The sequence below is a fragment of the Nonomuraea sp. NPDC052129 genome (assembly GCF_040680095.1).
Classification (GTDB): domain Bacteria; phylum Actinomycetota; class Actinomycetes; order Streptosporangiales; family Streptosporangiaceae; genus Nonomuraea.
In genome coordinates this window covers 913,625-939,462 of the sequence record NZ_JBFAVX010000001.1, presented here as the reverse complement: position 1 = coordinate 939,462, position 25,838 = coordinate 913,625, and the positions used below count along the sequence as shown (strand labels likewise).

At 69.4% G+C, this 25,838-nt stretch carries 20 protein-coding genes and 1 pseudogene; 10 read left to right on the top strand and 11 right to left on the bottom strand.

Features of this window, described 5'->3' with window-relative positions; all coding sequences use genetic code 11:
* Positions 1-63: 63 nt before the first annotated feature.
* Positions 64-1,248, bottom strand: a complete 1,185-nt coding sequence (locus tag AB0L53_RS04355; protein WP_363990017.1) for a hypothetical protein — start codon at positions 1,246-1,248, stop codon at positions 64-66.
* A gap of 113 nt (positions 1,249-1,361) precedes the next feature.
* Positions 1,362-2,897 carry a phospholipid carrier-dependent glycosyltransferase gene (locus tag AB0L53_RS04350; RefSeq protein WP_363990014.1) on the bottom strand — a complete coding sequence of 512 codons (1,536 nt, stop codon included), beginning with the start codon at positions 2,895-2,897 and terminating at the stop codon, positions 1,362-1,364.
* A gap of 189 nt (positions 2,898-3,086) precedes the next feature.
* On the opposite strand from AB0L53_RS04350, the gene rsmI reads away from it, so the two are divergent.
* Positions 3,087-3,935 carry a 16S rRNA (cytidine(1402)-2'-O)-methyltransferase gene (rsmI, locus tag AB0L53_RS04345; protein WP_363990011.1) on the top strand — a complete coding sequence of 283 codons (849 nt, stop codon included), beginning with the start codon at positions 3,087-3,089 and terminating at the stop codon, positions 3,933-3,935.
* A gap of 52 nt (positions 3,936-3,987) precedes the next feature.
* Complete coding sequence (locus tag AB0L53_RS04340; RefSeq protein WP_363990009.1) at positions 3,988-5,532, top strand: phospholipid carrier-dependent glycosyltransferase; 1,545 nt, start codon at positions 3,988-3,990, stop codon at positions 5,530-5,532.
* On the opposite strand, the gene AB0L53_RS04335 is transcribed toward AB0L53_RS04340, so the two are convergent.
* Positions 5,468-7,012 carry a hypothetical protein gene (locus AB0L53_RS04335; protein ID WP_363990006.1) on the bottom strand — a complete coding sequence of 515 codons (1,545 nt, stop codon included), beginning with the start codon at positions 7,010-7,012 and terminating at the stop codon, positions 5,468-5,470. The genes AB0L53_RS04340 and AB0L53_RS04335 overlap by 65 nt on opposite strands.
* Positions 7,013-7,111: 99 nt before the next feature.
* Here AB0L53_RS04335 and AB0L53_RS04330 point away from each other — a divergent pair, with 99 nt between their 5' ends.
* Positions 7,112-8,335: a glycosyltransferase family 2 protein gene (locus AB0L53_RS04330; protein WP_363990003.1), complete on the top strand. Its 1,224-nt coding sequence runs from the start codon at positions 7,112-7,114 to the stop codon at positions 8,333-8,335.
* A 62-nt stretch (positions 8,336-8,397) separates the two neighbouring features.
* Positions 8,398-10,179 (top strand): methionine--tRNA ligase, encoded by a 1,782-nt coding sequence (metG, locus tag AB0L53_RS04325; protein WP_363990000.1) that lies wholly within the window; start codon positions 8,398-8,400, stop codon positions 10,177-10,179.
* Here the strand turns inward: metG and AB0L53_RS04320 are convergent.
* Positions 10,124-11,347 (bottom strand): FAD-dependent monooxygenase, encoded by a 1,224-nt coding sequence (locus AB0L53_RS04320; RefSeq protein WP_363989997.1) that lies wholly within the window; start codon positions 11,345-11,347, stop codon positions 10,124-10,126. The two genes, metG and AB0L53_RS04320, sit on opposite strands and share 56 nt — an antisense overlap.
* A gap of 24 nt (positions 11,348-11,371) precedes the next feature.
* A complete protein-coding gene (locus AB0L53_RS04315; RefSeq protein WP_363989994.1) occupies positions 11,372-14,635 on the bottom strand; it encodes a BTAD domain-containing putative transcriptional regulator in 3,264 nt (1,087 codons plus the stop codon).
* Between the two features lie 19 nt (positions 14,636-14,654).
* Between AB0L53_RS04315 and AB0L53_RS04310 the strand changes: the two genes are divergently transcribed.
* Both AB0L53_RS04310 and AB0L53_RS04305 read left to right on the top strand, forming a co-directional pair.
* Entirely contained in the window at positions 14,655-15,509 is an 855-nt protein-coding gene (locus AB0L53_RS04310; RefSeq protein WP_363989991.1) for a TatD family hydrolase, read from the top strand.
* A 142-nt stretch (positions 15,510-15,651) separates the two neighbouring features.
* Positions 15,652-16,509: a ubiquitin-like domain-containing protein gene (locus AB0L53_RS04305; protein WP_358541784.1), complete on the top strand. Its 858-nt coding sequence runs from the start codon at positions 15,652-15,654 to the stop codon at positions 16,507-16,509.
* 86 nt (positions 16,510-16,595) lie between these two features.
* Here AB0L53_RS04305 and AB0L53_RS04300 read toward each other — a convergent pair whose 3' ends face one another.
* Together AB0L53_RS04300 and AB0L53_RS04295 are read right to left on the bottom strand one after the other, a co-directional pair.
* The gene (locus tag AB0L53_RS04300) at positions 16,596-17,789 is read right to left on the bottom strand and encodes a hypothetical protein (protein WP_363990371.1); all 1,194 of its coding nucleotides are present in this window, start codon (positions 17,787-17,789) and stop codon (positions 16,596-16,598) included.
* Positions 17,790-17,791: 2 nt separating this feature from the next.
* A complete protein-coding gene (locus AB0L53_RS04295; RefSeq protein ID WP_363989988.1) occupies positions 17,792-19,792 on the bottom strand; it encodes a serine/threonine-protein kinase in 2,001 nt (666 codons plus the stop codon).
* A 71-nt stretch (positions 19,793-19,863) separates the two neighbouring features.
* Between AB0L53_RS04295 and rsmA the strand changes: the two genes are divergently transcribed.
* Together rsmA and AB0L53_RS04285 are read left to right on the top strand one after the other, a co-directional pair.
* Positions 19,864-20,727, top strand: a complete 864-nt coding sequence (rsmA, locus tag AB0L53_RS04290; protein WP_363989986.1) for a 16S rRNA (adenine(1518)-N(6)/adenine(1519)-N(6))-dimethyltransferase RsmA — start codon at positions 19,864-19,866, stop codon at positions 20,725-20,727.
* Positions 20,728-21,944: 1,217 nt separating this feature from the next.
* Positions 21,945-22,337 (top strand): NlpC/P60 family protein, encoded by a 393-nt coding sequence (locus tag AB0L53_RS04285; protein WP_363989983.1) that lies wholly within the window; start codon positions 21,945-21,947, stop codon positions 22,335-22,337.
* A 178-nt stretch (positions 22,338-22,515) separates the two neighbouring features.
* On the opposite strand, the gene AB0L53_RS04280 is transcribed toward AB0L53_RS04285, so the two are convergent.
* Positions 22,516-23,337, bottom strand: coding sequence for an arginase family protein (locus AB0L53_RS04280; protein ID WP_363990368.1), 822 nt, complete (start codon positions 23,335-23,337; stop codon positions 22,516-22,518).
* 293 nt (positions 23,338-23,630) lie between these two features.
* Here AB0L53_RS04280 and AB0L53_RS04275 point away from each other — a divergent pair.
* Positions 23,631-23,812: pseudogene (locus AB0L53_RS04275) on the top strand (argininosuccinate synthase); the annotation flags it as partial.
* A gap of 2 nt (positions 23,813-23,814) precedes the next feature.
* A complete protein-coding gene (locus AB0L53_RS04270) occupies positions 23,815-24,132 on the top strand; it encodes a hypothetical protein (RefSeq protein ID WP_363989980.1) in 318 nt (105 codons plus the stop codon).
* Positions 24,133-24,216: 84 nt separating this feature from the next.
* On the opposite strand, the gene AB0L53_RS04265 is transcribed toward AB0L53_RS04270, so the two are convergent.
* The 3 genes from AB0L53_RS04265 to AB0L53_RS04255 all read right to left on the bottom strand — a co-directional run bounded on the left by AB0L53_RS04265 (position 24,217) and on the right by AB0L53_RS04255 (position 25,773).
* Positions 24,217-24,576: a hypothetical protein gene (locus tag AB0L53_RS04265; RefSeq protein WP_363989977.1), complete on the bottom strand. Its 360-nt coding sequence runs from the start codon at positions 24,574-24,576 to the stop codon at positions 24,217-24,219.
* Positions 24,577-24,839: 263 nt separating this feature from the next.
* A complete protein-coding gene (locus AB0L53_RS04260; protein WP_363989974.1) occupies positions 24,840-25,040 on the bottom strand; it encodes a hypothetical protein in 201 nt (66 codons plus the stop codon).
* 274 nt (positions 25,041-25,314) lie between these two features.
* The gene (locus AB0L53_RS04255) at positions 25,315-25,773 is read right to left on the bottom strand and encodes a hypothetical protein (RefSeq protein WP_363989972.1); all 459 of its coding nucleotides are present in this window, start codon (positions 25,771-25,773) and stop codon (positions 25,315-25,317) included.
* Positions 25,774-25,838: the final 65 nt, after the last annotated feature.

Below are 25,838 nucleotides of genomic sequence, written 5' to 3'. Positions count from 1 at the left end.
GTCGTGGCTGGGGTCCTTAGGAGGAATCCCCTTCGGGGAGCGGACGCAGAGGGTCCGTGGGGGTCAGCCTGCGCTCACGTACTGCCTCGGTCTCAGGGCGTGGGCGCGGAGGGCGGCCAGGGCGGCGAGTTGGCCGGAGCGGGTCACCCGTACGGCGAGGTCGTCGGCGAAGGCCAGGCCGAGCGCCTTGAGCTGGGCGACCAGGTCGGTGACCGGCGTGGCGACGTCCTCAAGGCTCGTCGCGGGATGCCAGCCCTCGCCGCCGACCACCTCGGCCACCCGCTCGCGCAGCTCGGCAGGCGACATCAGGGCGCCGTCGGCGAGCAGCATGAGCGCGGCCTCGCGCGCCGAGAGCTCGAACTCGTGCTCGCCCCTGGCCAGGAGCAGCTTGGTGACCGCGTCCCACATGGCCTCGGGGGAGTCGAGCAGTTGACGGCCGTAGTCGGTGATCGACAGCCGGACGCCGGAGCGGCTGATCGCGCCCAGCTCGCGTTCGGCCAGCTCGCGCAGCCGGAGTGCCTCCGGTGAGGGGGCCAGGCGCATGGGGAGGCTGCCTTCAGAGGCGGCCAGCGACAGCAGGCCGTGCAGCGCGGGCAGCTGCTGGACCGAGACGGGAGCGTGCAGTCGCACCTCGAACGGCTGGGCCAGCTCGCGCCGGGCCGGGCCGCGGCCGAGCACCCAGCGGTTGAGCCGTTCGCCGTGTACGCGGTGCAGCCAGCTGTCGCCGCCCAGCTCGGTCCGGGGCGCGGTGAGCCAGCGCTTGGTCAGCGCGCCGGGATCGACGTCGTCGCCCGAGACGATCGCCAACTCCAGCGCCGCGGAGCAGGCGACGTGCGCGCCCAGCTCCTCCGGGCCCATGATCATGCTCCATTGGAGGTCGGGCACGTCGGGCGGGAGCACGCCGGTGGCCTCGAGCGCCACCTGGTAGGCGTTGGTGCCCGCGTCCTCGCCCTCACGGGCGTAGGTGCGCAGGATCTTGGTCGTGAGGGCCGACTCGCACAACCCGGCATAGCGCTCCAGCCCGCCGACCTGCAGCAGCCGCCCGAGCGCGCGGGCCAGCCGCTCATGGTCGCCACCGACCTTGAGCGGCAGTGTGTACCAGAGGAACTCGCAGACGTCGAGCTGCGTAACCGTCTCCAGCGGCTCCCCGCCCGTCAACCACTCCACAGCGGTCCTGGCCTCTTCGGCCAGGTCCGGCTCGGAGCGCTCCAACTCGGCGAGCAGGGCGGTGACGTCTGGTGCACTCATGCCTCGAAGTTTGCCGTATCGACCCCGGGCCTGACGATGACCGAAACCGGTGCGTATTGGGTCTTGCACTGCGACTACCCTATGAAATTAGTAAATATGGAACTGTGACCGGGTCAAATCCACCGCTTGTCGAAGAGCATCCGTGCCTTCCACTCGGTGTAGGGGATCAGCTCGGCGGACAAAACCGGATGCAGCCACCAGAAGTTGATCAGTGCCAGTAGTGCGAACGCGCCGACGGCCGCAGCCCCGAGCGTACGCCTCAACGGTACAGCCCCACCCGGTGTCTTCGCTGAGGGGCCTATCAGCAAACCCGCGCACAGGGTGATGGCCAGCACCATGAACGGCACCATCGGCACCGCGTAGAACAGGAACATCGTGCGGTTCTCGGTGATCGCGAAGTAGAACCAGGGCAGCCAGCCCATCGCGTAGGCCAGCAGCACCGCGCCCGCCCGCCAGTCCCGCGTGGCGACGTACCAGGCGATCAGGGCGATCAGCGCGGCCAGGGCGCCGAACCAGATCACCGGGGTGCCCACGCCGAGCACGGCCTCGGCGCAGTCCTTCGCGCCGCAGGCGCCGCCCTTGTTGCCCTCGTAGTAGAAGGCGACCGGGCGCAGCAGCAGCGGCCACTGCCACGGATCCGACATGTAGGGATGTGAGGTCGCCAGCCCGCTGTGGAAGGAGAAGACCTGCCACTGGTACTGCACCCACGACCGCATCGAGTCGATGACGAAGTAGATCGGGCCCGACGAGGTGGCCTGGTCCCAGTTGCGGCCGTAGCCGGCCGCGCTGACGAACCAGCCGGTCCAGGTGGCCATGTACGTCACGAACGGGACCAGCGCGAAGGCGACCAGGCCGGTCGGCACATCCTTGGCGAAGGCGCCGGAGTAGGGGTTGCGCAGGCCGACGGCCCGCCGCGCGCCGAAGTCCCACAGCAGGCTCATGACCGCGAAAGCGGCCAGGAAGAACACCCCTGACCACTTGACCCCCATGGCGGCACCGAGGCACAGGCCCGCGGCGATCCGCCACGGCCGCAGCCCCAGCCAGGGCCCCTGCGGCGACAGCGGCGACGTCTCGTACCAGTCGACCAGCCGCTCCCGCGCCCGGTCGCGGTCGACCACCAGGCAGGCGAACCCGGCCAGCACCCAGAACATCAGGAAGATGTCCAGCAGCGCCGTACGCGACAGCACGAAGTGCAGCCCGTCGAGGGCCAGCAGGAGCCCGGCGAAGCAGCCGAGCAGGGTCGAGCGGGTCATCCGGCGGGCCACGCGGGCCAGGACCAGGATCGACAGCGTCCCGATCACCGCCGCGGCGAACCGCCAGCCGTAGGGGTTCATGCCGAACAGCCACTCGCCCACGCCGATCATCCACTTGCCCAGTGGCGGGTGGACCACGTAGGAGGCGCACTTGTCGAGCGTCGCCTCCGTGCACTTCTGCCAGATGTCGGTGTTGCCGGCGATGAGCGCCTTGTCGGCATCCTTGATCGTGACCCGCTCCACGAGCCACGTGATCAGCGAATAGCCGTCCTTGGCGTAATAGGTCTCGTCGAAGACGACGGCCTTGGGGTGGCCGAGCCCCATGAAGCGCAGCACGCCACCGAAGACGGTGATGAACAGCGGCCCCAACCAGCCCCACAACACGCTGCCACGCATCGGCGGGACCACCCGATCTCGGATGGATCGCGTCCCGGGACTGCTCTCGTCCGCCGCCGGTTGGCCACTTGACTGGCCAAAGGTTTCGTACGGGAAATCGGTCACCGCCATTCGGACATCGTACGGGCCTCAAGCCAGTGCTTACCCAGGAAACAGGGTCTTATCGGGATGCCCTGCCACAATGGCCGGGTGACAGTAAAGGGCAGGTTGGTGCTGGCAGGGGCCCCCATCGGGCAGGCGGGCGACGTTTCGCCGCGGCTGCGCGAGGTGCTCGAGAACGCCGACGTGGTGGCGGCCGAGGACACCAGGCGCCTGCGCAGGCTGGCCAACGACCTCGGCGTGGAGATCCGCGGGCGGGTGGTCTCCTACTACGACGCCAACGAGGCCGGACGTGCGGCGGAACTGGTCGAGACGCTCAAGCAGGGGCAGACGGTGGTGGTCATCACCGACGCGGGCATGCCGGGCGTGTCCGACCCCGGCTACCGCCTGACGCACCTCGCGGTCGAGGAGGGCATCACGGTTACCGCCCTGCCGGGCCCGAGCGCCGTCACCACCGCGCTGGCCGTCTCGGGCCTGGCCAGTGACCGGTTCTGCTTCGAGGGCTTCCCGCCGCGCAAGCCTGGAGAGCGCGCTCGCCGCCTTTCGGCGCTGTCGAAGGAGGAGCGCACGATGGTGTTCTTCGAGGCGCCCCACCGGCTCCAGAGCGCGCTGGAGGCGATGGCGGCGGCCTTCGGTCAGGAACGGAAGGCCGCCGTCTGCCGCGAGCTCACGAAGACCTACGAAGAGGTACGGCGCGGTGGCCTGGGCGAGCTGGCCGCATGGGCGGCGACGGGCGTCAAGGGTGAGATCACCGTCGTGGTCGCCGGTCATGTCGCGGCCGACACCGAGCCCGATATCGAGTCACTGGTCGCCGAGGTGGACCGCCGCGTGGCCGACGGGGAGCAGCGCAAGGCGGCCGTCGCCGACGTGGCCAAAGAGGCGGGTCTGCCCAAGCGGGAGCTCTACGACGCGGTTCACAGGAGATCGTCCACCCCATAGGGTGCGCATCGTGAAGAAATGGGGGATTTCCGCACAGCGGTTGGTCCCGCCAATGCAAGGGGGCGCCCTCTGGGGGTGGCTGGGGCCGATCGCGGTCGCCCTCTTCGGCGGAATACTGAGATTCGTCAGATTAAGCGAGCCGAGGGCCATCGTCTTCGACGAGACGTACTACCTCAAGGACGCCTACTCGCTGCTCAGGTTCGGTGTCGAGCGGGTCACGCTAGGCGACTCCAAGAACCCGATCGCCGACCACCGGCTGATGAGCGGCAACCTCGACATCTTCAAGCACTGCCCGAACACGACCGACTGCGCCTCGTTCGTCGCCCACCCGCCGCTGGGCAAGTGGATGATCGGGCTGGGGGAGTGGCTGTTCGGCGTGAACCCCTACGGCTGGCGGTTCGCCGCGGCCGTGGTCGGGACGCTGTCGATCCTCATCCTGGCCCGGCTGGCGCGGCGGATGACCCGCTCGACGATGCTGGGCTGCCTGGGCGGGCTGCTGCTCTCGCTGGACGGGCTGCACCTGGTGCTGTCGCGTACGGCGCTGCTGGACATCTTCCTGATGTTCTGGGTGCTGGCCGGGTTCGCCTGCCTGGTGGTCGATCGCGATTGGTCACGGCAACGGCTGGCCGACTGGTACGACAGCTCGCCGCTCACCCCGACCGGCCCGCCGCTCGGTCTGCGGCCGTGGCGGATCGCCGCGGGCCTCTGCCTGGGGGCGGCCTGCGCGGTGAAGTGGTCAGGGGTGTTCTTCCTGGTCGCGTTCGCGGTCATGAGCCTGCTGTGGGACATGGGGGCCAGGCGGGCCGTCGGGCTGCGCAATCCCTACTCCGGCGCCTTCGCCAAGGACGTGCCGTCAGGGCTGGCCGCGCTCGGGCTGGTGCCCGCGCTGACCTTCGTGGCCTCGTGGGCGGGCTGGTTCGTCACCGCGGGCGGCTACGGGCGCAACTGGGACCAGGCGACGTCGTCGGGGCCGCTGTTCTTCGTCGTCGACTCGGTGCGCTCGTGGCTGAAGTACCAGGTGCAGGTCCTCGGCTACCACACCGGGCTGCACGACTATCACCCGTACATGTCGGATCCGTGGACGTGGCCGGCCCTGTTCCGGCCTGTCTCCTTCTTCTACCCGACGGACCTGCCGCCTTCGGCGTGCGGGGCGGACAAGTGCTCGCAGGCCGTGCTGGGGGTGGGCACGCCCGCCCTCTGGTTCGCCGCCATGCTCGCCCTGCTGGGACTCATCGCCTGGTACGTCGCCACGCGCGACTGGCGCGCCGGGGCGGTGCTGCTGACCTTCGCCGCCGGCTGGCTGCCGTGGTTCTACTACGCCATCGCCGACCAGCGGACGATGTACCTCTTCTACATGATCCCTGTGGTGCCGTTCATGGTGCTGGCGCTGGTCCTGGTCGCGGGGCTGGTGATCGGGAAGGAGAGCGCCGCACCCGCGCGGCGGGCGGTGGGGGCCGCGGTCGTGGGGGCGTTCACGCTGATCGTCCTGATCAACTTCTGGTGGCTCTACCCGGTGCTGGTCGCCGAGACGCTCACGCAGGCACAGTGGTGGGCTCGGATGCTGACGCGGGCTTGGGTCGTACCCGCGCCAAAGTGACGCCGCGGCGCAGCGTGATCGCCGCCGCGATGCAGGCCAGGGGGACCGCCGGCAGGACGTAGCGGTAGTCGAACTCCGCCGTCGCGGCGGGCGCGAGCAGCAGGCCGAACGCCCCGAGCCAGGGCAGGATCACCGGCCCGCCGAACCGGCGCCAGCGGACCACCGTGCCGTACAGGCCGATCAGCATCACGCCGCCCAGCACGATGCCGGGCAGGTAGACCACCTGCTGGTAGCCGCTCATGATCTGCGCGAAGGGCGCGACGATCTTCGTCTCGGGCGGGCCCTGCTCGTAGGTGTAGGCGTCGGTGTCCGTCCGGCCCTGATAGGAGGGCCACTGGGGCAGCCGCTTGGGATTGCCGCTGTCATCCAGCTCGTAGAACGGGATGAAGCGATACATGTTGTACGTCTTCTCGTCCGGGAAGCGCGGCCGGCCCCAGTTGAAGGCGCGGAAGAAGTCGCGCGCCACGACTTTCAGGTAGTCGCCGGGCTGTGAGGTGATCGCCCGCGTGGCGAACGCGCTGGCGGCCTCGTTGGTGATGTCGGTGAACTTCTTGCCCGCGCCCCAGCGGTGCAGCACCTCACCCGTGCCCTGGCCGTCGCCGTTGCCCTGGCCCCAGAGGTACCACTGCGCGTAGTCCTTGCGCTGATTGACCGGATCGTTGATGCACAGGAGCAGCATCTGGAGCTCCCGATATTTGTCGATGTGCATCTTGTTGCAATCGGCGAAGATCGCCGTGCGCATGTAAAGGATGAGCCCGTCGCTATTGGTCATCGCGAATTTACCGAAGTTTGTGGAGAACCACCCCATGTAGGCGAGGACCGGGACCGCGCAGGCCATGATCACGGCCACGATCGCCTTCCACCCGGTCCGCTTGATGAGCAGATAGGCGACGACCAGGGCGAGGATCGGCAGGCCGATCGAGCGGGTGAGCGCGGTGAGCGCGAGCAGCAGTCCGACGACCACGCCCAGCTTCCACGACATCCGCCGGTTCCACAGGACGATCGTGATCACGCCCACGACCAGCAGCGTGAACAGCGTGTCGGACATGATGAGCTGTTCGAGCTGGATCTGGTAGGCGTCGAACAGCACCGGGACGGCCGCCAGCGTCGCCCCCCACTTCGGCAGCCCGAACTTCGCGCGCACCAGCGCGTAGATGAGCGCGCCCGTGGCCAGGCCCATCAGGTGCTGGGACATGGTCACCAGGGTGAAACTGTGGAACGGCTTGAGCAGCAGCAGCCAGAATCCGTAACCGTCGGGCCGGATCGGGTGCGGCCTGGGGTGCAGCGCCACGGATACGTACTCGTAGGAGTCGTTGAACCACATCGCCGGGCCGTAGCCGAGCATGGTGATCAGCCGCAGCACCCCGCCCATGGCGAATGCGGCGGCGAACACCCGATGACGGCCGACGAACGCCCATACGCGCGCTATCCGGCCAGGGGCGGAGGGGTCCACAGGGGTCATCTCCGCAGCGCTCACCATGCTGTAAAGAATGCCAGTCGTTTTTAGGACTTGACCCGACCATCCTCGGGCACAGGGCATGATGGTGGGCTGGAAGAGCCTTAACTGAAGGGTTGAGACGTGGAACTGACGGTGGTCATGCCCTGCCTCAACGAGGCGGAGACCGTGGAAGTCTGTGTGCGCAAGGCACTGGCGTGCATGGAAGAGCACGGCATCGAGGGCGAGGTCCTGATCGCCGACAACGGCAGCACGGACGGCTCGCAGCAGCTCGCCCGTGACGCCGGTGCGCGTGTCGTCCACGTCGACGAGAAGGGTTACGGCAACGCCCTCATGGGCGGCATCCGGGCCGCGCGCGGCAAATACGTCATCATGGGCGATGCCGACGACTCCTACGACTTCACCTCGTTGCTCCCATTCGTCGAACAACTGCGCGACGGTGCCGATCTCGTGATGGGCAACCGGTTCAAGGGAGGCATCGCCCCTGGCGCCATGCCTCCGCTCCACCGCTACCTGGGCAACCCGGTGCTGTCGTTCATCGGCCGGCTGTTCTTCCCGTCGGCCATCGGCGACTTCCACTGCGGCCTGCGCGGGTTCAGGCGCGACTCGATCCTGCGGCTCCAGCTGCAGACCGGCGGCATGGAGTTCGCCTCCGAGATGGTCGTCCGCTCCACCCTGTCCGGCCTCGACGTGCGCGAGGTGCCCACCACGCTGTCGCCCGACGGCCGCTCCCGGCCGCCGCACCTGCGCTCCTGGCGTGACGGCTGGCGCCACCTGCGCTTCCTGATGCTGTACAGCCCCAAGTGGCTGTTCTTCTATCCCGGCATCCTGCTGATGATCATCGGGCTGGTCGCGGGCACGGCGCTGACGTTCGGTCCGGTCGAGATCGGCGAGCTGGCCTTCGACGTCGACACCCTGGTCGGCGCGTCGGCGGCGGTGGTGATCGGCTTCCAGGCGGCGTTGTTCGCGCTGTTCACCAAGGTCTACGCGGCCGAGGAGGGCTTCCTGCCCGAGTCGCCACGCGTCCGCCGGCTCATCGACATCGTCACCCTGGAGAAGGGCCTGGTGGTCGGCGGGTTGCTGGCAGTGGCCGGTCTCGTCGGTCTGGTGATGTCGCTGGTGCACTGGCAGGTCCGCAGCTTCGGCTCGCTCGACCCGCGCGAGTCGCTGCGCATCGTCGTGCCCTCCGCGACGGCGCTCATCATGAGTTTCCAGACCATCTTCGCGGCGCTGTTCATCAGCATCCTGGGCATCCGCCGCACCCGCGAGAGCTCGATCGACGTCGCGGCCAAGGTGGCCGAGGAGGCGGCCGAGGCCGTGTCCCGCGAGGAGTCCACGACGCGCTGATCATCCGCCTCGTGCCGGTGTTCGGTACGAGGCGACCGTGGTCGCACCGTAGGCTTGGGCCTATGTCCCAGCACATCTTGACCGCCGTAGCGTGGCCGTACGCTAACGGCCCTCGCCACATCGGGCACGTATCCGGATTCGGCGTGCCGTCCGACGTCTTCAGCCGCTACCAGCGGATGGCGGGCAACAAGGTGCTGATGGTGTCCGGCACCGACGAGCACGGCACACCCATCCAGGTGCAGGCCGACAAGGAGGGCGTGACCGCCCGCGAGCTCGCCGACCGCTACAACCGGGTGATCGCCGAAGACCTGACCGGCCTGGGGCTGTCCTACGACCTGTTCACCCGCACGACGACGAAGAATCACTACGCCGTCACGCAGGCGATCTTCAAGGGCCTCTACGACAACGGCTACATCTTCCCCAAGACCACGATGGGCGCGATCTCCCCGTCCACCGGACGCACCCTGCCCGACCGTTACATCGAGGGCACCTGCCCCATCTGCGGCTACGACGGTGCCCGCGGCGACCAGTGCGACAACTGCGGCAACCAGCTCGACCCGATCCAGCTCATCAACCCCAAGAGCCGGATCAACGGCGAGACGCCGATCTTCACCGAGACCGAGCACTTCATGCTCGACCTGCCCGCCTTCGCCGAGGTGCTCGGCACCTACCTGCAGTCCAAGCAGGGCGAGTGGCGGCCCAACGTGCTCAAGTTCGCCCTCAACCTGCTCGGTGACCTGCAGCCGCGGGCGATCAGCCGCGACCTCGACTGGGGCGTGCCGATCCCGCTCGACGGCTGGCGCGACCAGCCCAACAAGCGGCTCTACGTCTGGTTCGACGCCGTCATCGGCTACCTGTCCGCCTCCATCGAGTGGGCCAAGCGCTCCGGCGACCCCGACGCGTGGCGCCAGTGGTGGCAGAATCCCGACGCCCGTGGCTATTACTTCATGGGCAAGGACAACATCGTCTTCCACGCCGAGATCTGGCCCGCGATGCTCTTCGGCTACAGCGGCCAGGGCGCCAGGGGCGGCTCGCCGGGGGCGCTGGGCGCGCTCAACGTGCCGTCCGAGGTGGTCTCCAGCGAGTTCCTGACCATGGAGGGCAAGAAGTTCTCCTCCTCGCGGCAGGTCGTCATCTACGTCCGCGACTTCCTGGCCCGCTACGACGCCGACGCGCTGCGCTACTACATCGCCGTGGCCGGTCCGGAAAACCAGGACACCGACTTCACCTGGCAGGAGTTCGTCAACCGCAACAACGGCGAGCTCGTCGCCGCGTGGGGCAACCTGGTCAACCGGTCGATCTCCATGGCGGCCAAGAACTTCGGCTCGATCCCCGAGGCCGGTGAGCTGACCGACGCCGACCGTGCGCTGCTGGAGCGCTCGCGCAACGCCTTCGGGCCCGTCGGGTCGGAGCTCAACCGCTCGCGGTTCAAGAACGCCATCACCGAGGCGTTCGACGTGGTCCGCGACGCCAACCGCTACCTGGCCGAGCAGGAGCCGTGGAAGCTCAAGGACGACGCGGAGCGGCAGAAGTCGATCCTGCACGTCGCCCTCCAGGTGGTCGACGACGCCAAGACGATGCTCACGCCGTTCCTGCCCGGCTCGTCCAACAAGGTCCACGCGATGCTCGGTGGCGAGGGCGTCTGGTCCGGCATGCCGGAGATGCACGACGTCGACGAGGACGGCGGCACCCCCTACCCGGTGATCACCGGCGACTACAACGGGGCGGCCCAGTGGGAGCACCGGCAGATCAAGCCGGGCACGCCGCTCGCGCCGCCCGTGCCGCTGTTCAAGAAGCTCGACCCGAAGGTCGTGGACGAGGAGCTGGCCCGGCTGGCCGACTGAGGTCATAGTCCTTGAGCGTGATGGCGCTGGCCGTCTTCCGTGCGGTCCGCGCCATCAGCCCGGTAAAGGGCAGATAGGGCATCAGCTTGTAGTTCTGGTTCATGAACCACCGCATGAACCTGGTCTCCGGCACCACGAACTTGCTGACCCCCTCGCCGGACTTCTGGCAGGTGAGCACGTAGTCGCGCATGGCCGCCTCGTACCCGGCGAAGGCGGTCCGGTGGTCGCGGGCCGCCGCCAGCTCGCCCGCGAGCACGTACGCGCCCACCATGGCGAGCCCGGTGCCCATGCCCGACAGCGGCGAGGGGCACCAGGCGGCGTCGCCGAGCAGCACGATTCGGCCGTGTGACCAGCGGTCCATGCGCACCTGGGCGATGGCGTCGAAGTAGAAGTCGTCGGCTCGCCGCATGTCGCGCAGCAGCCGGGGTGCCTCCCAGCCAACGCCCGCCATCGCCTGTTCCAGCAGGTCCTGCTGCCGGCGGGTGTCGTGGCGGTCATAGGTCAGCTCCGGCGAGCCGAACCAGAACATGGCCTTGGCCTCGGTGTTCTGCCTGGAGCTGTAGAGGGCGACCATCTTGCCCGGTGTGTTGTAGGCGTGGCCGCTGTGGTCGAGGCCGAGGTAGTTCTCCGTCGTGAAGACCGCGCAGTACAAGCCCAGGTACGAGATGAACTCCCGTTCGGGGCCGAAGGCCAGCTCACGCACCTTCGAGTGCAGGCCGTCGGCGCCGACCACCAGGTCGAAGCGCCGGCTCGGACCCCGCTCGAACGTGACCGTGACCCCGTCGGCGTCCTCGTCGAGCGCGGCGATGGAGTCGTGGAAGATGTACTCGGTGTGGTCCCTGGTGAGCTCATAGAGGATCTTGGCGAGGTCACCGCGCAGGATCTCGACGTCGCCGGCGAACAGGTCGGCCGGCAGGGCGCTCAGCTTCTTGCCCGCCTCGTTGACGTTCCACATGGCGCCCATGTTGGTCTGCTGCCGCTGGATTTCGCCGAGTATGCCCATCTTGCGGAGCACGGTCAGGTGGGCGTCGCCGCGGAAGTCGACGGAGTAGCCGCCCTCACGCAGGGCGGGCGCCCGTTCGACGATCGTGGTGGAGTGCCCGGAGCGGTTCAGCCAGTAGGCCAGGGCGGGGCCGGCGACGCTGGCGCCGGAGATCAGGATGTCCATGCCGACGAGCTTCGCCGGGCGTGCTCACCGCGGGCTCACCCCGAGCTCACCGGGCAGAGCGGTGATCAGTCGCAACGGTGAGGCGGCGATCGCCGCCTCGGACACACCCGCCAGGAGGGCCGCTTGCGCGTGGCTGAGCGTCGCGCCCTCGCTCCAGGCCCGCTTGTACGCCTCCTCGCCCAGGATGGCCCGCGCGCGGGCGGAGACGTCCGCGGCGGCGGGGGTCTCGGGATGTGTCCCGCCGAGCATCACGGTGGCGGCCCCCAGCAGCTTGGCGGCCGTCCACGCGCCGCCAGTGGCCGCTCCCGAGCTGAGGTCGGTGAGCGCGAGCCGGGCGAGCGACTCGAACGCGCCGGCGCTCTCCGGCGCCGGGCCCGTCGCGACCGCGACCTCCACGGCCTGCCGGTATGAGGCCCTGGCCGCGTCGCGGTCGCCGTTGGCCTCCGCGAGGCGGCCCAGCCCGAGCAGGATCCGGACCCTGTTGCCGGTGCTCCTGAGCCACCCGGGATCCGAGCGCCGCAGCGCCCCCTCGTAGAGCTCCCGGGCCCTGACCAGGTCGCCCTCTTCCAGCGCCAGGTCGCCGAGCCCGCGCAGCGCGGAGGCAACGTTCGTCGGCACGCCCACGCGCCGGGCCAGCTCGGCGGCCCGCTCGTAGTCGGCCCTGGCGGTGGCCGGCCCGGCGCGCAGGTTGAGGTCGCCCCGGTTGCACAGCAGATCGGCCAGGTCCTCGGTCGCGCCCAGCTCCTCGGCCAGCGCGATCGCCTCGTCGGTGTGGGCCAGCGCGACCTCCCGGCTGCCGTGCATGCCCGCCATCATGGCCAGCGCGTCGAGCGAGAGCATCGAGCCCCACCGGTCGCCGAGCGCGCGCAGGTCATCGAGCGCCGAGACCAGATCGGCCTGCGCCTGGGCGTGCTCGCCCCGGGCCATCAGCGAATAGGCCCACATGAACCGGGACATCGCGCGTTCCCACGGGTCGGGGCTGTGCGCGGCCCTGGAGATCACCGCGACCGTCGCCTCGGGCGCGTGCATGGCCGACGTGATCATCGGCCACAGGAACGTGAGAATGGGATACTCGCGTGCCCCCTCGCCCGTCGACACGATCGCGTCGGCCACGGCGGAGTGGCGGGTCCACAGCTCGCCGGCCGCCTCGTCGCTGGCCGTGGTCAGCAGGCAGAGCACGTACGCGTCGCCGAGGTCCGGATCCGGCTCCGCCTGGTTGAGCAATTCAATGGCCGGAGCCGTGGCCGTGCCGCGCATCCCACGCATCCACAGGTACGTGGACTGCGCCGCCAGCAGCCGCATGCCGAGCCGCACATCGCCCGCCTCGGCCGCCCAGCTCAGGGCCGTCCGGAGGTTGTCGTGCTCGGCGGACAGCGACTCCAGCCAGTCGAGCTGCTCGGCCGCGCGCAGGTGCGGGTCGGCCCGCTCGGCGAGGGCGAGGAAGTAGCTCGCGTGCGCACGCCGTACGGAAGGTTCGCCGGTCAGTTCTTGCGCGCAGAAGGCGCGGATGGTCTCCAGCATGCCGTAGCGGCCGTCCGTGACGGTCACCAGCGACTTGTCGGCGAGCGAGTCGAGCAGGTCCTCGGCGTCGGGCAGACCGCACACCTCGGCGGCGGCCCCGGCCGTCGCACCGCCCGCGAACACCGTGAGCCGCGCGGCCATCGCGCGTTCGCCCTCGGTGAGCAGTTCCCAGCTCCACGCTACGACCGCGCGCAGCGTCTGGTGCCGGGCGTCGGCGGTGCGGCTGCCGCGCGACAGCAGCTTGAAACGGTCGGTGCCGAGGCGTTGGGCCAGCTCGCGGGTCTCATGCGTGCGTACGCGGGCGGCGGCCAGCTCGATGGCCAGCGGCAGGCCGTCGACCGCCGCGCAGATCTCGCCGACCGCCTCGTCAGCCACGAAATCCGGTCGAACCGCCTTCGCCCGGTCGGTGAACAGCCGGACAGCGTCCGCCTCGGCCAGCGGGCGGACCGGCCAGAGGTGCTCGGCCGTGATGCCCAGCGGCTCGCGGCTGGTCGCCAGGACGCGCAGGTGGGGACAGGCTTCGAGCAGCCGTTCGGCCAGCGCGGCGGTGTCCGCGATCAGGTGCTCGCAGTTGTCCAGGACCAACAGCAATGGCCGGTCGGCCAGTACGGTGACCAGCCGGGTGAAGAAGCCGTCGGAGGCGGTGGACCGGGGGCCGAGCAGCCCGCCTTCGCGGATGCCCAGCGCCGCGAGCAGTGCGCGCGGGAGGTCGGCGCCCTCGGTGAGGGCGGCCAGCTCGGCGAGGCAGGCGTCGGGGCGCTGCCCGGCGACCTCGACCGCCAGCCGCGTCTTGCCCGCGCCGCCCGGCCCCAGCAGGGTCACCAGGCGGGCCGAGTCGAGCAGCGCATCGACCGCGGCCAGGTCGTAGGCCCGGCCGACCAACGTGGTGAGCCGGGCCGGTATCCCCGACCTGCCGTTTTGTTCGGCCGGCCCCTGTTCGGCCGGCCCCTGTCCGGTCAGCCGCTGTTCGGCTGGCCTCTGTACGGCCGGCCGCTGCTCGGCTGGTCGGGCGGTGGTCGGTGCGGGTGCGGTCTGTGCGCTGGGTGGGGCCAGGTGGGCGAGTTCGCCGCGTAGCAGGCGCTGGTGCAGGCCGGACAGCTCGGGCGAGGGGTCGGTGCCCAGCTCGTCGGCCAGCAGCTGCCTGGCCTGCTCGTAGGCGACCAGTGCCTCGGCCGGCCGGCCGTCCGCGCTGAGCGCCCGCATGAGCTGGCCGCGTAGCCGCTCGCGCAGCGGGTGGCGGTCGATCAGCTCGCCGAGCTCCGGAATCGCCGCCCGCTGCGCGCCGCGCCGCAGGTCGGCCTCGATCCGGTCCTCCTGGGCGGCCAGGTGCCGCTCTTCGAGGGGTACGGCGTGCGTCGCGTCGAGGTCGGCGAGCGCGGGGCCGCGCCACAGGGACAGCCCCTCGCCCAGCAACGCGGCGGCCCGGTCGGGGTCGGTGTCGAGCGCCTGCCGCCCTTCCTCCGCCAGCCGCAGGAACCGGTGTGCGTCGACGTCGCCGGGATCGACGGCCAGCCGGTAGCCCGTGGCCGCCCGCTCGACCATGATGCCGTCGCCGCGCAGCCTCGACACCTGGGAGTGCAGGGCGTGCTGGGCGTTCTTGGGCGGCTGCTCGCCGTACAGGATGTCGATGAGCCGGTCATAGGGGACGACCTCGCCGGGCCGGATGAGCAGCAGGGCCAGCAGGGCTCGCCGGGACCGGCCGCCGAGTGGCACCTCGGCGCCGTCCGCGCGCCAGGCACGGGTGCTGCCGAGAATGCCGAAGCGCATGGACGTTACTTTAGAGGGCGTGAGCAAGATTCCCAGCCCGCCCGAGCCGCTGTCCGCACCGGTGTTCGACAGTCACTGCCACCTCGACATCATGGTCGGCAACCGGCAGGCGTCCTCGGGCGATCCCGTGGCACAGGCGGCGCAGGCGGCTGCGGCGAGCGTACGGAGCATCCTCGACGACTCGCGTGCCGTCGGCGTGACCCGGCTCGTCACGATCGGTTACGACCTGCCCTCCTCCCGGTGGAACGCCGAGGCGGCGGCGGAGCACGAGGGGATCTACGCCGGCGTCGCCATCCACCCCAACGAGGCGCACGCGGCCACGCCCGAGACGCTGGCCGAGATCGAGGCGCTGGCCGGGCGTGACGAGGTGCGGGCGGTGGGGGAGACCGGGCTCGACTACTACCGCGACTGGGCGGCCAAAGAGGACCAGCACGCGAGCTTCCGTGCGCACATCGAGATCGCCAAGCGCACCGGTAAGGCGCTGGTCATCCACGACCGTGACGCGCACGACGACGTGCTGAAGGTGCTGGCCGAGGTGGGTGCGCCGCCGGTGGTGGTGTTCCACAGCTTCTCGGGCGACCCCGAAATGGCTAAAAAGTGCGCCGAAGCCGGATATTTCATGTCTTTTTCCGGGCCGGTTACCTACAAGAACGCTTCTTACCTGCGCGAGGCGGCACGGGTGGCGCCGATGGAGCTCATGCTGGTCGAGACCGACGCCCCCTACCTGCCGCCGGTGCCCTATCGGGGCAAGCCCAACGCGCCCTACCTCATACCCCTCACTCTGCGCTGTCTAGCGGAGGTCAAGGGGGTCCATCCGGATGAGCTGTGTGAGGCCATCAGCGTCAATGGAGTCACGGTCTTCGGAGAGTGGTGACCATCTTTCCGTGAACCGGTAGAGGCGGCGGCGCGGGCGCCACTAGCGTCGTGCCGCCCGAAGCCACTACCGGAGGTAGTCCGTGCGCGGAAAGAGGCGCGCCCCGCGCCCTCGTATTGCCTGGCGATCACCGTGGACACCGGTGATCTGCCTGCTCGCGGTCGTGGCCGTGGGCGGCATCGGGACCGTCGCGGCGCTGGTCAAGAGCGTGGTGCTGGTCGTCGACGGCAAGCCGATGGCGCTGCGCAGCTTCGCCGGCTCGGTGCAGGAACTCCTCGGCGAGGCCGGGGTGTCGGTGGGGTTCGGTGACTCCGTACGCCCGGCCGGGCAGGAGGAGATCGCCGACGGAACGCGGATCGTCGTACGCCACGCCCGCCCGATCACGCTGACCCTCGACGGGCGCACCACCCGCCGCCTGGTGACCGCCACGAACGTGGGCGACGCGCTGGCCGAGCTCGACATCAGTCCGGCGGGCGGCCGGCTGTCGGCCCCGCCGACCAAGCATGTGCCGCTGTCCGGGATGTCGCTCTCGGTGTACACGCGGCGTGAGGTGTACGTCGAGGCGGGCGGCCTCCGGATGGCGACCACGACCACCGGCCGGACCATCCGCGAGGTGCTCAGGCAACGCCGCATCCCGGTGCGGCCCGGCTACCGGGTGCGCCCGCCGCTCGACAGCTTCCCGGCGCAGGGGACCGTCATCAGGGTCAGCCCGCCCGCGCCGCCGCACACCGTGGTCGTGCCGGCGGCCGTGGCGGCGCTCGACTGGGCGGCGCTGGCCCAGTGCATGTCGAACGGCGACCCGCTGGCGGTCAACCCCGCTGGGCCCTATTACGGGATGTACGGGTTCAGCCAGGCCATGTGGACGGCCGTCGGCGGCACCGGGCTACCGCACACCTGGCCACCGGAGGAGCAGACCTATCGGGCACAGCTCCTTTACCAGCTGGTCGGCGGGCGGTGGCAGGGGCAGTGGCGGGAGTGCGGGGCCCGGCTGTTCGGCTGACCACTTCCCCAGGCCCCGGCCGGTTTCCCCAGGCCCCGGCTGGTTCGGCCGGTCGGCTGTTCGGGACGCTGGGGAAGTCGGCTGGATCAACCGGCGATCGATGTGCCGAAGTCGGCTCCCTTGGGCGGTTGGAGCGGACGCAGCTCATCGGAGTTGCGGGCCAGCACCATGACCTTGCCGGTCGGGACGGCGTCGGGCTGGCCGATGTAGAGCTTGTTGCCGCTGTAGGCCAGCGACCAGCCGAACAGGCCGTCCGATGTCGGGAGCCTCTTGTCCTCGGCCTCGTTCTTGAGCGACAGCACCCGTACAGCTCCCTCGTAGGGCGAGCCGACGGCCACCCTGCCGTCGACCGAGGCGGCCAGCGAGAAGCCGAACCCGGCGGCCTGCCCCACCCGCCTTGTCGGGCGCATGGCCTGGTCGTAGAGCTGGACGTAGCCACGGCCCGGCGCGGTCACCGCGAACCCGGACCCCTCGGCGTAGGCCACCGCGTAGCCGTACCTGTCTCCGGCCTCCTTGGTGGGCGAGTCGAGCTTGGCCCCCGAGAGCCTCGGCGCCAGCGCGTTGTCGATGCGGACCGCGGCCCCCGAGTCGGACTTGCCCTGGTCGACCTGGCGGCCGGCGCCGTCGTCGTTCTCGTACGGGACGCCGACGAGCAGGCTGTTGCCCGGCCCGACCGCCACCGACCAGCCGAACTGATCGCCCACCTCGCCGTTGCCCGGCACCTCCACCGAGTCCTGATTTATCCGGATAAGACGACCCAGGCCCTGGCGTACGTAGACGGAGCCCGCGTCGGCGATCTGGGCCTGGTCCTCGTACGGCGCGCCGATCGCCACCACGTCGCCCCTCGCGGCCAAAGACCAGCCGAAGTGGGCGTTGCGCTGCGGCTCGGGAGCCGTCAGGCGTTCCGGTCCCTTGCTGTTCCCGCCGTACACGACATAGACCGCACCCGCGTCCCTGACACCGTCCACATCGGCGTAGGGCGCGCCCACCACCAGGTCGGCGCAGGCGTTGCCGGGGTCGATCTTGGCCAGCGTCACCGACCAGCCGAGCGCGTCGCCCTCGATGGCGGGCACCGGCACGGGGATCACCTTGTCCCCGGAGAGGATGTACACCGCGCCCCTGCCGCCGTCGGCGAACGGATCGCCGACCGCCACGTCCTCCACGCCGTCGCCGTCGAAGTCGCTCGTACCCGAGCACGCGGCCTTCTTGGCAGCGGCTGTCGCCGTGGTGCTCATGCCGCCTATGAGGACGGCCAGCGCCAGAAGCGCCGCACCGATCATCTTCACAACCGGACCTCGATCTGATTACCGTTCTTGAGCCTGGTCGCGAGGAGTTGTACCGGTTTGCGGTACAGCGGCAGGTCGAACACGAACGCGTTGTCGATGCGGTCACCCGCGGTGATCGCGGCCGGGAACGCGGGCTCCACCGGGTCGTGACGTCCGCCCTTGTCGTCGAGCAGCGAGACGATCGGGTCGCCGATCTCCTGGCGCTCGCCTCCGGGGTTCAGCATCGTCCAGCGGACCACGCACAGCTGGCCCAGAGTCTGCGTCTTGCCCTCGTACTCCTTCAGGCCGCACTGCGGGGCCGCCGCGACGATGAGCTGCGGGTCGTCGAAGGACTTGCCGAGAGCGAACCGGTGACCGAGGTCGTTGGGCCGCGCCGAGGCGGACGCCGTCTGGGTCTGCGACTGGACGGGCAGCGTGGTGTTGCGGCTGGAGGTCACGATGAGGACGGCGAAGGTGACGGCGATGGCCGCCACGGCCGCGGCGGCCGCGATGAGCCACCGGGTGCTCAGGGACCGTCCGGGGGCTGGGGCCTGGGTGTCGTCCGTGGACAGAGCCTCTGCCTGGAGCCCAGGATTCGTCTGGCGACCCTGTACGTTCAGCTCCTCCTGACGGACCTGAGCCTGGGCTTGGACCTGGACCTGGACCTGAGCCTGGTCCGGCTGCTGCGTCTGCTCGGGTAAGCGGGCCTGCTCCTTCTTTGCACTCGGCTTCTTGAGCGTCGGCTTCTTGAGCAGCGCCTTCTTGGCGGTCGGCTGCTGGGGGGTGGGCACCTCCCAGCGCGCCAGCTCCTCGCGAGCCGCCTGCTCCTCCCGGCGAGCCAACTCCTGCAGATCGGGCTGCTCCTGCCCTGGCGACGACTGTGCCTGGAACGCCTGCTGTGGCTGAGGCACTTGCTGCCTCTGCGCCCCCGCCTGTGACCCAGGCTGTGAGCCCGCCTGTGACCCCGGCTGTGAGCCCGGCGTCGTCTCCGGCCGAGATGGCGGCTGGGACGGGTCGTTCGCCACGGCCGGTCCTTTGGCCGTGGTGTCGCTGGGCGGCGGCGTGGCGAACGTGGCCGTAATGTCGGGCTCGTTCACCACGTTCTGCGGCGGCTCCCAGTCGTCGAGCAGCCCGGGAGCCACCAGGGTCGGCGGATCGACCGCCGGTGCCGCCGATGTCGCCGCGGGGGCGGGCGCAGTGCCTCCGACCAGGGCGATCAGCAGGTCCTGGGCGGTGGGCCGCTGAGCCGGATCCATGTCAGTAGCCCGCCGGATCAGCTCATCGAGCGGCGCGGGCAGAGCGCCCAGGTCCGGCGGCGCGTTCAGTACGCGCGTCGCGAGCGTGATGGGGTCGCCGCGCCCGAACGGGTGGCGCCCATTGCCGGCGTACGCGATCAGGCAGCCCCAGGCGAAGATGTCGACGGCGGGAGTGACCGTTTCCCCTCGCACCTGCTCGGGCGCCCACCAGCCCGGACTGCCCAGCAGCTCACCGGACATGGTGAACCCGGTCTCCCTGTCGAGCGCCCTGGCGATGCCGAAGTCGATCACTCGCGGCCCGGACAGCGACAATATGACATTGGCCGGCTTGAGATCCCTGTGCACCAGCCCGGCGACGTGGATCGCCGCCAGCGCCGCCGCGACTCCCAGCGCGACGCCGTGCAGCGGCCCCGGGTCCAGCGCGCCGTACTTGGCGATCTGGTCCGACAACGGGGTGCCGCCGATGTATTCGGTCACCATGTACGGGCGGCTGTCGCCAGTGTTGCCGTTGTCCAGCACCTGGGCCGTACAGAACGACGCCACCCGTCGCGCGTTCTCCACCTCGGCGTGAAAGCGGTCCGCGAACCCTTGCTGGTTGGCGAACTCGGCCTTCACCACCTTGACCGCGACAAACCGCCCCGTCGGTGCCCTGGCCAGGAACACCGTACCCATGCCGCCCTCGCCGAGTCGGCCGAGCAGCCGGTACGGGCCGATTTCCCGCAGATCCGTCGGGCGGAGCGGCGCGGCGCCCGTTGGCTCCATCAAGGACGTCCCTTCCTGTTCCACGCCCATCCTCCCCTGTGGTGCCCCCATCCGCCATCGCAGGTTCTTCGATGCGGGAGACTGGTTGGATGATGAGCCTGTTGGGCCCTGCAGAAATACGTATTTTGGCGGATAAGCTAAATCTTCGTCCGACGAAAAAGCTAGGCCAAAACTTCGTGATCGACGCGGGAACCGTGCGGCGCATCGTCAGAGTGGCCTCACTGGCCCCAGACGACGTGATCATAGAGGTGGGCCCCGGCCTCGGCTCACTCACCCTCGCACTGCTCCCCGAGGCCCAGCATGTGGTGGCCGTCGAGATCGACCCCGTACTCGCGGGCCAGCTCCCGCTGACCGTGGCGGGCCGTGGCCTCGGCGACAAGCTCACGGTCGTGGAGGCCGACGCCATGCGCATCACCTCCGCCGACCTGCTGGGCCACACGCCCACCGCCCTGGTCGCGAACCTCCCGTACAACGTCGCGGTCCCGGTGGTCCTCCACCTGCTGCAAGTGCTGCCGTCACTGCGCAAGGGCCTCGTGATGGTCCAGTCGGAAGTGGCCGACCGCCTCGCGGCCGGCCCCGGGTCGAAGGTGTACGGAGTGCCGTCGGTTAAGGCCGCCTGGTACGCGGACGTACGGCGAGCAGGCCCGGTGGGGCGGACGGTTTTCTGGCCCGCACCGAACGTGGATTCCGGCCTCGTCTCCATGGCCCGCCGGGACCCACCCGAGACCTCCGCTTCGCGCGAGGAGGTGTTCGCGGTGATCGACGCCGCGTTCGCACAGCGCCGCAAGACGCTGCGGGCCGCGCTGGCATCCTGGGCCGGCAGCCCTGCGGAGGCCGAAATCGCTTTGCGGGCGGCCGGGGTGGACCCGTCCGCGCGGGGGGAGCAGCTCGACGTAACAGCCTTCGCCCGAATCGCCGAGGCCAAGCCCTCGTAGGTCGAGCGGGTACGGCTCGCAAGCCTCGGGCGATCGGCGCGCTTGAGGGGGATCCGCGTCTGAGGGGATCTGCGTCTGAGCAGATTCGAGCCTGAGGGGATCCGCGTCTGAGCAGATTCGAGCCTGTGGAGATCCGCGCCCGAGGGGGCTCGTGCCCGAGGGGCCCGCGTGCTTAGGCGATCGGACTTCGGAGCCTGGAAGCCACAAAAGCTATCCCCGGCCCCCGGTTATCCACAGAGGGTCGCCTCCACAACTCCGGTTATCCACAGAACCCCGCTCGGCTCCCCGCCCCCAAGCCCGATCGCAAGATCCTGGGGCCTCCGTTCCGCACGTCGCAGGAGGCCCACATGACCCCCCGCTCCGCCCTGCCCCGCCGCTTCGGCCTGACCCTTCACTCTGATCTGGGCACTCGCTTCAGCCCGGCCACCAGCCCCGGCCCGACCCCTCACCCCAACCTGGGAGTCCGCTCCAGCCCAGCCACCCACTCCGGCCTGAACATCCGCTCCAGCCCAGCCACCCACTCCGGCCTGAACATCCGCTCCAGCCCAGCCACCAGCCCCGCCCTGAACACCAGCCCCTCTGTGGGCCCCGCTGTAAGCACCGGCCCCGCTCTGAACACCCGCCCCGCCTTGGACCCTCGCTCCGCCCTGACCCTCCGCCCTGCTCTTACCGGGCTCGCGGTCGGAGGAGGCACCCTCGCGGCGCTCCTCGCATTCCCCAACACGGCCGCAGCCACGAGCACCAGCGCGACCTCACTCAAGCCACCGACCACCCAGTGCTTCCACCTGATCGCCGTACCCACCAAACCCGTGAACGGCGCGCGCGATACGAGCCCCGTGAGCGATGGACGCAATACGAGCCTCGCAAACGGCGGACGCAACGCAAACGGCGGACGCAATACGAGCCCCGCGAACAGCGGACCCGATACGAGGCTCTCCCAGGACGTCCCGCCAGAGTCACTTTCGGCCCTGCCTCCTGAGGGCGTGGACCATTCTGATGGCGCCGACCATTCCGGTAGCGCGAACCAGCAGCCCATCTATGTCCTCATCCCCCTACCCCCAGAAGCCTGCCTCGCCCCCAACCCCCCGGCCACAATCCCCGCAATCCCTGCAACCCCCGCAGACCCCCGTGACCCCCGAGACACGCCGCCCAAGCCAAGACCCACCCAGCCTGGAATCAAGCCCGGGACCAAGCCCCGGACCAAGGGCGACATCGCGGTGGCAGCCGCCATCGACCAGTTGGGCACCCCGTTCTCGTGGGGCGGCGGCACGCCGTCAGGCCCCACCACAGGCGTAGGCAGGGGAGCCCACACCAAAGGCTTCGACTGCAGCGGCCTGACCCTCTACGCCTGGTCCAAAGCCGGCATAAGGCTCGGCCACTACACAGGCACCCAGTTCCGCCAAGGCCGCAGAGTCACACTCGGTGAGCTACGCAAGGGCGACCTGGTCTTCTTCGGTGGCGGCACCGGCGACCCCACACACGTCGGCCTCAACCTCGGCGGCGGCGTAATGATCCACGCCCCCAAAACCGGCGATGTGGTCAGAAGAACCCCGTTCCTAACCTCCACCTACTATCGCCCCCTATACCGAGGCGCCGTACGCCCAGGCTGACCCCGGCAGCCGACAGCACCCCCGAGCCACTCCTGGCCCTCACCACGGCACGAGGGTCGGCTTTCATGCCCGGGCCGCAGCCACCGAGCCACCCCCGGCCCTCACCACCGCACGAGGACCAGTTCCTGTTTCCGGGCCGCACCCATCCCCCCGATTCGCCGGGGTGCGGCCCGGCTCCTCAAGCACGAGCGCAGACTTTGACCAACTTCTCGACCAGAGGCGCGAGCAACTCCTGATCCTCGGCCCTGCCCGGCTCATACTCCACGATCCCCAGCCCTGCCACCTCGAACCGCTCCGCCACCGCGCTGACCAGTCCAAGCAACCCATCAGGTCGCATCCCGCCCGGGGCCGGCGTCCCCACGCTGGCGAACACTTCCGGATCCAGCACATCAAGATCGATATGTAGGTAGACGACCTTCTCCTCGAATCCACGCTCCTTCGGAAAGCCGCCCCGCTCCCGATCGAAACCAGCTGAAGCGATCGCATCGACCAGCGTCGCGGAGTCCGGCATGCGCAGGTGGCACACCCCACTCGCCTCAACGAACGCACCCTCGGCCGGATCGAGATCCCGCACCCCGGCGAGCACGATCTGCCACGGACGGACCAGTTCCTCGGGCACCAGCCCGTCCGGCCCTTCACCAGTGAGGGCCCGCAGCACCATCCCGTGAAAGGCCCCAGAGGGTGAGCCGGACGGCGTATTGAGATCCCCATGAGCATCGAACCAGACGACCACCAGCCGATCCCCGTACGCTCGCCGAGCCGCCGCCACCGGCTCCAACTCGACCCCGCAATCACCTCCAGCAGTGACCACGAGCCCCTCGCCCACTTGCGACATCGCCGCCCGCACTCGAGAAGCCGTGATGACCAGATCATCATCGACTTGCACACGCAGTCGCCGCGTCGCAGGCACCATCCCGGCCACCAACTGGGCCCCCTCCCGAAGCCGCTCCGCCGTAGCAGACCCCGACCCCCGCCACTGCGGCACCTCAACAACCGTCACTTCCGACAAAACGCCCTCTTTCTCTCAAAAGGCTTTTGCCCTAATCTAGCGTCGGCAGATAGGCATCCTGTGATTGTGGATCCCATATGACCAGGCGAAACTCCGCTGCGAGCTCCTTAAGTCAGTTCCTCTGGAAAGGGTGAGAAGAGCTGTGTAACGGGCGAGTGTTACGCACGGTTCCGTGGGAGCCCAGGGCTGCGATGCCATGAGCCACCGGACCTTCTGATCTTCACATCTTGTTAGTCGGCGCTGATGGTGGCCTATCGCATAGTTGAGGACCGGTGGCGGGATTCGGCATGGTGGGCACCCCGCATCCGGCCTTGATCGGTGCCGCCGGGGCGACTAGCCTGATCGCCGTGTTGCCGGAAGGCGGGGCCGAGGCGATCGCGTCAGGCGGGAAGAGCCCGACCACGATGAGCTGCTCGACCACGATGAGCTGCTCGACCACGATGCCATGGAGTTCGGGACCAACTGACGATGAGCGCGGAAGAGGATTTCAAGCAGGTCGGTGCCGAGCTTGCCGACCTGGGTGTACGGATCTCCAGGATGATGGGGAGTCCCGCGCTCAAAGATCAGGCGGGGAAGGTGTTCGCGAGCCTGCAGCGCGACGGTGCGATGGTGTTCCGGCTGGTCAGGGACACCCCCGAACACACAGCCGCGCTCCAGCTGGCCGGGGCGTCCCTGTTCGACCCCTCGGAGCAGGGCAGGGCGATGAAGGACTGGGTGGTCGTGCCCCACTCTTCGGTCGAGAAATGGACAGATCTGGCCGAGGCTGCCCTCAGCCGCCCGCGCTGATCATTGGGCCACGTCGACGGTGTGGCGGTGGGCGCCCGAGTCGGGCAGGACACGGAGCAGGGCGTCGGCGAGGTTGGCTTGCCGCTAGCGTAGCCACCGCAGAGCTGCGTCGGCGCAGTCCTCGGGGCTGCTGTTGAAGGCGATGGCCGCATTGGGCGCGTGCTGCCGGACCAGGTTGACCGCCTTCTCGAAGAGTTCGAGCAATGGCTCGTGCTTGCGGATGCCGCCCCCGATCACCACGCAGACGTAGTCTTTGCGGGTCAGCGCCTCCACGATCGCTCCTTCGGGGTTCTCGTCAAGTGCCAACAGGCACCAGTCGGCCTCGATACCATGATCGTCGAAACGGGCCTGGCCGCGTGCCATCGCCGCCTGAACTGGCTCTGGGTCCCAGCCCTGGATCTTGGCGGGATCGAGGCCGACCACCAGTACTCGTGCCACTGTCACGCGTCCTCCTTCTCAAAGAACGTTCTGCCAGCGCGATGGTTGAAGGTGATATCTGGGCGCATCGAACATTGTCGACCTTCCACCAGAGGGCGCCACGTTATCCCGATCTTGCCACGCGCGCTTCTGGACGTGCTCTCGTCAGAGTGGCAGGACATCGCGCCAGATACTTCCGCTCCAGGTGCTCGATCCATTCGCCACGTCGTGCGCGCCGACGTGGGTCGGCAAACAGCCCACAGGTCTCATCGTCCAGCCCAGCGGCGGGGTCAGCCCTGGATCGCCAGGCTGAGCCAGGCTGAGCAATAGGGCAACTCGATCAGTTCCAGGGTGCCGTCCAGATCCAGGGTGTTGTCGCCCAAGCGCAGCCACATGCCCTGGGACGTGCCTTTGAGCTCTTGGGCCTGGGCCCCGTGCGTGCCGGCGGGGCCGGACCGCAACTCGCAGACCTCATCAGGCCTGGAGACCACAGGTCTGCGCCAAGGTCGAGCGACGCGATCCCTGGAACGGCTGGAGACTCACCCCGGCCGTGGGTGACCCGCCGGGTGGGCGGTACTGATCTGTGAGCATGTTGAGGATGCCACCTGGGTTGCCCCCGCCCCTGACCCCACACAGGCCGATGTTTTCCGCGACCCCCCGTTCGAGTCGCGCGTGTCCGGTTGTCCGCTGTCGCACCGAAATCCGGCCTGGGGGCTGGCCGCCTGGGTACTGAGTCGGCTGCGGCTGTTAGCCCGCATGGACAGCTCAGGCCAGGGCCGAGATCTCGATCCGGGTGTGGTCGGTGGGGTCCACTAGGCACGACAGCGCGACGTTCCCCCGCTCCAGATGTTCCCCCATGGACGAGGTGAGCCGGGCCGTGCGCTCGATCTCGTACGGGCTGCCGCCCTGAGGGGTCACGCGAAGCCGCAGCAGCCAGATGTAACGTCCGTTGAACTTGTTGGACGTCTCCTCAATCCCCAAGACCGCCGCGTTGCACGGCACCGCGACCGCGCGCTCCTCCGGCGTGAAGGTTCGCAGCGCGGCGGATTCCATGCTCGCGAACGAGATGGAGCCCATGGCGAGCAGCCCCGCGCCCAGGAGGAGGAACATCGCGCTGACGTACGCCCCGACCCGGGTGTGCGGCTTTCGCCGCAACACGAGGAACAACACCACGGCCACGCTCACTGCGATCACGGCGAATGTCCCGAAGACGATCGATGGCATCGTTCTTCCTCACGCTGAGAGACAGAGCATGGCAGCCGGCCTTGTCCGTTCCGATGTCGATAGTT

Bases quoted from the DNA above. Each gene is read 5' to 3' on its own strand.
- AB0L53_RS04355 (WP_363990017.1), bottom strand. From the start codon at position 1,248: ATGAGTGCACCAGACGTCACCGCCCTGCTCGCCGAGTTGGAGCGCTCC.
- AB0L53_RS04350 (WP_363990014.1), bottom strand. From the start codon at position 2,897: ATGCGTGGCAGCGTGTTGTGGGGCTGGTTGGGGCCGCTGTTCATCACC.
- AB0L53_RS04340 (WP_363990009.1), top strand. From the start codon at position 3,988: ATGCAAGGGGGCGCCCTCTGGGGGTGGCTGGGGCCGATCGCGGTCGCC.
- AB0L53_RS04335 (WP_363990006.1), bottom strand. From the start codon at position 7,012: ATGGTGAGCGCTGCGGAGATGACCCCTGTGGACCCCTCCGCCCCTGGC.
- metG (WP_363990000.1), top strand. From the start codon at position 8,398: ATGTCCCAGCACATCTTGACCGCCGTAGCGTGGCCGTACGCTAACGGC.
- AB0L53_RS04320 (WP_363989997.1), bottom strand. From the start codon at position 11,347: ATGGACATCCTGATCTCCGGCGCCAGCGTCGCCGGCCCCGCCCTGGCC.
- AB0L53_RS04315 (WP_363989994.1), bottom strand. From the start codon at position 14,635: ATGCGCTTCGGCATTCTCGGCAGCACCCGTGCCTGGCGCGCGGACGGC.
- AB0L53_RS04300 (WP_363990371.1), bottom strand. From the start codon at position 17,789: ATGATCGGTGCGGCGCTTCTGGCGCTGGCCGTCCTCATAGGCGGCATG.
- AB0L53_RS04295 (WP_363989988.1), bottom strand. From the start codon at position 19,792: ATGGAGCCAACGGGCGCCGCGCCGCTCCGCCCGACGGATCTGCGGGAA.
- rsmA (WP_363989986.1), top strand. From the start codon at position 19,864: ATGCGGGAGACTGGTTGGATGATGAGCCTGTTGGGCCCTGCAGAAATA.
- AB0L53_RS04270 (WP_363989980.1), top strand. From the start codon at position 23,815: ATGAGCGCGGAAGAGGATTTCAAGCAGGTCGGTGCCGAGCTTGCCGAC.
- AB0L53_RS04255 (WP_363989972.1), bottom strand. From the start codon at position 25,773: ATGCCATCGATCGTCTTCGGGACATTCGCCGTGATCGCAGTGAGCGTG.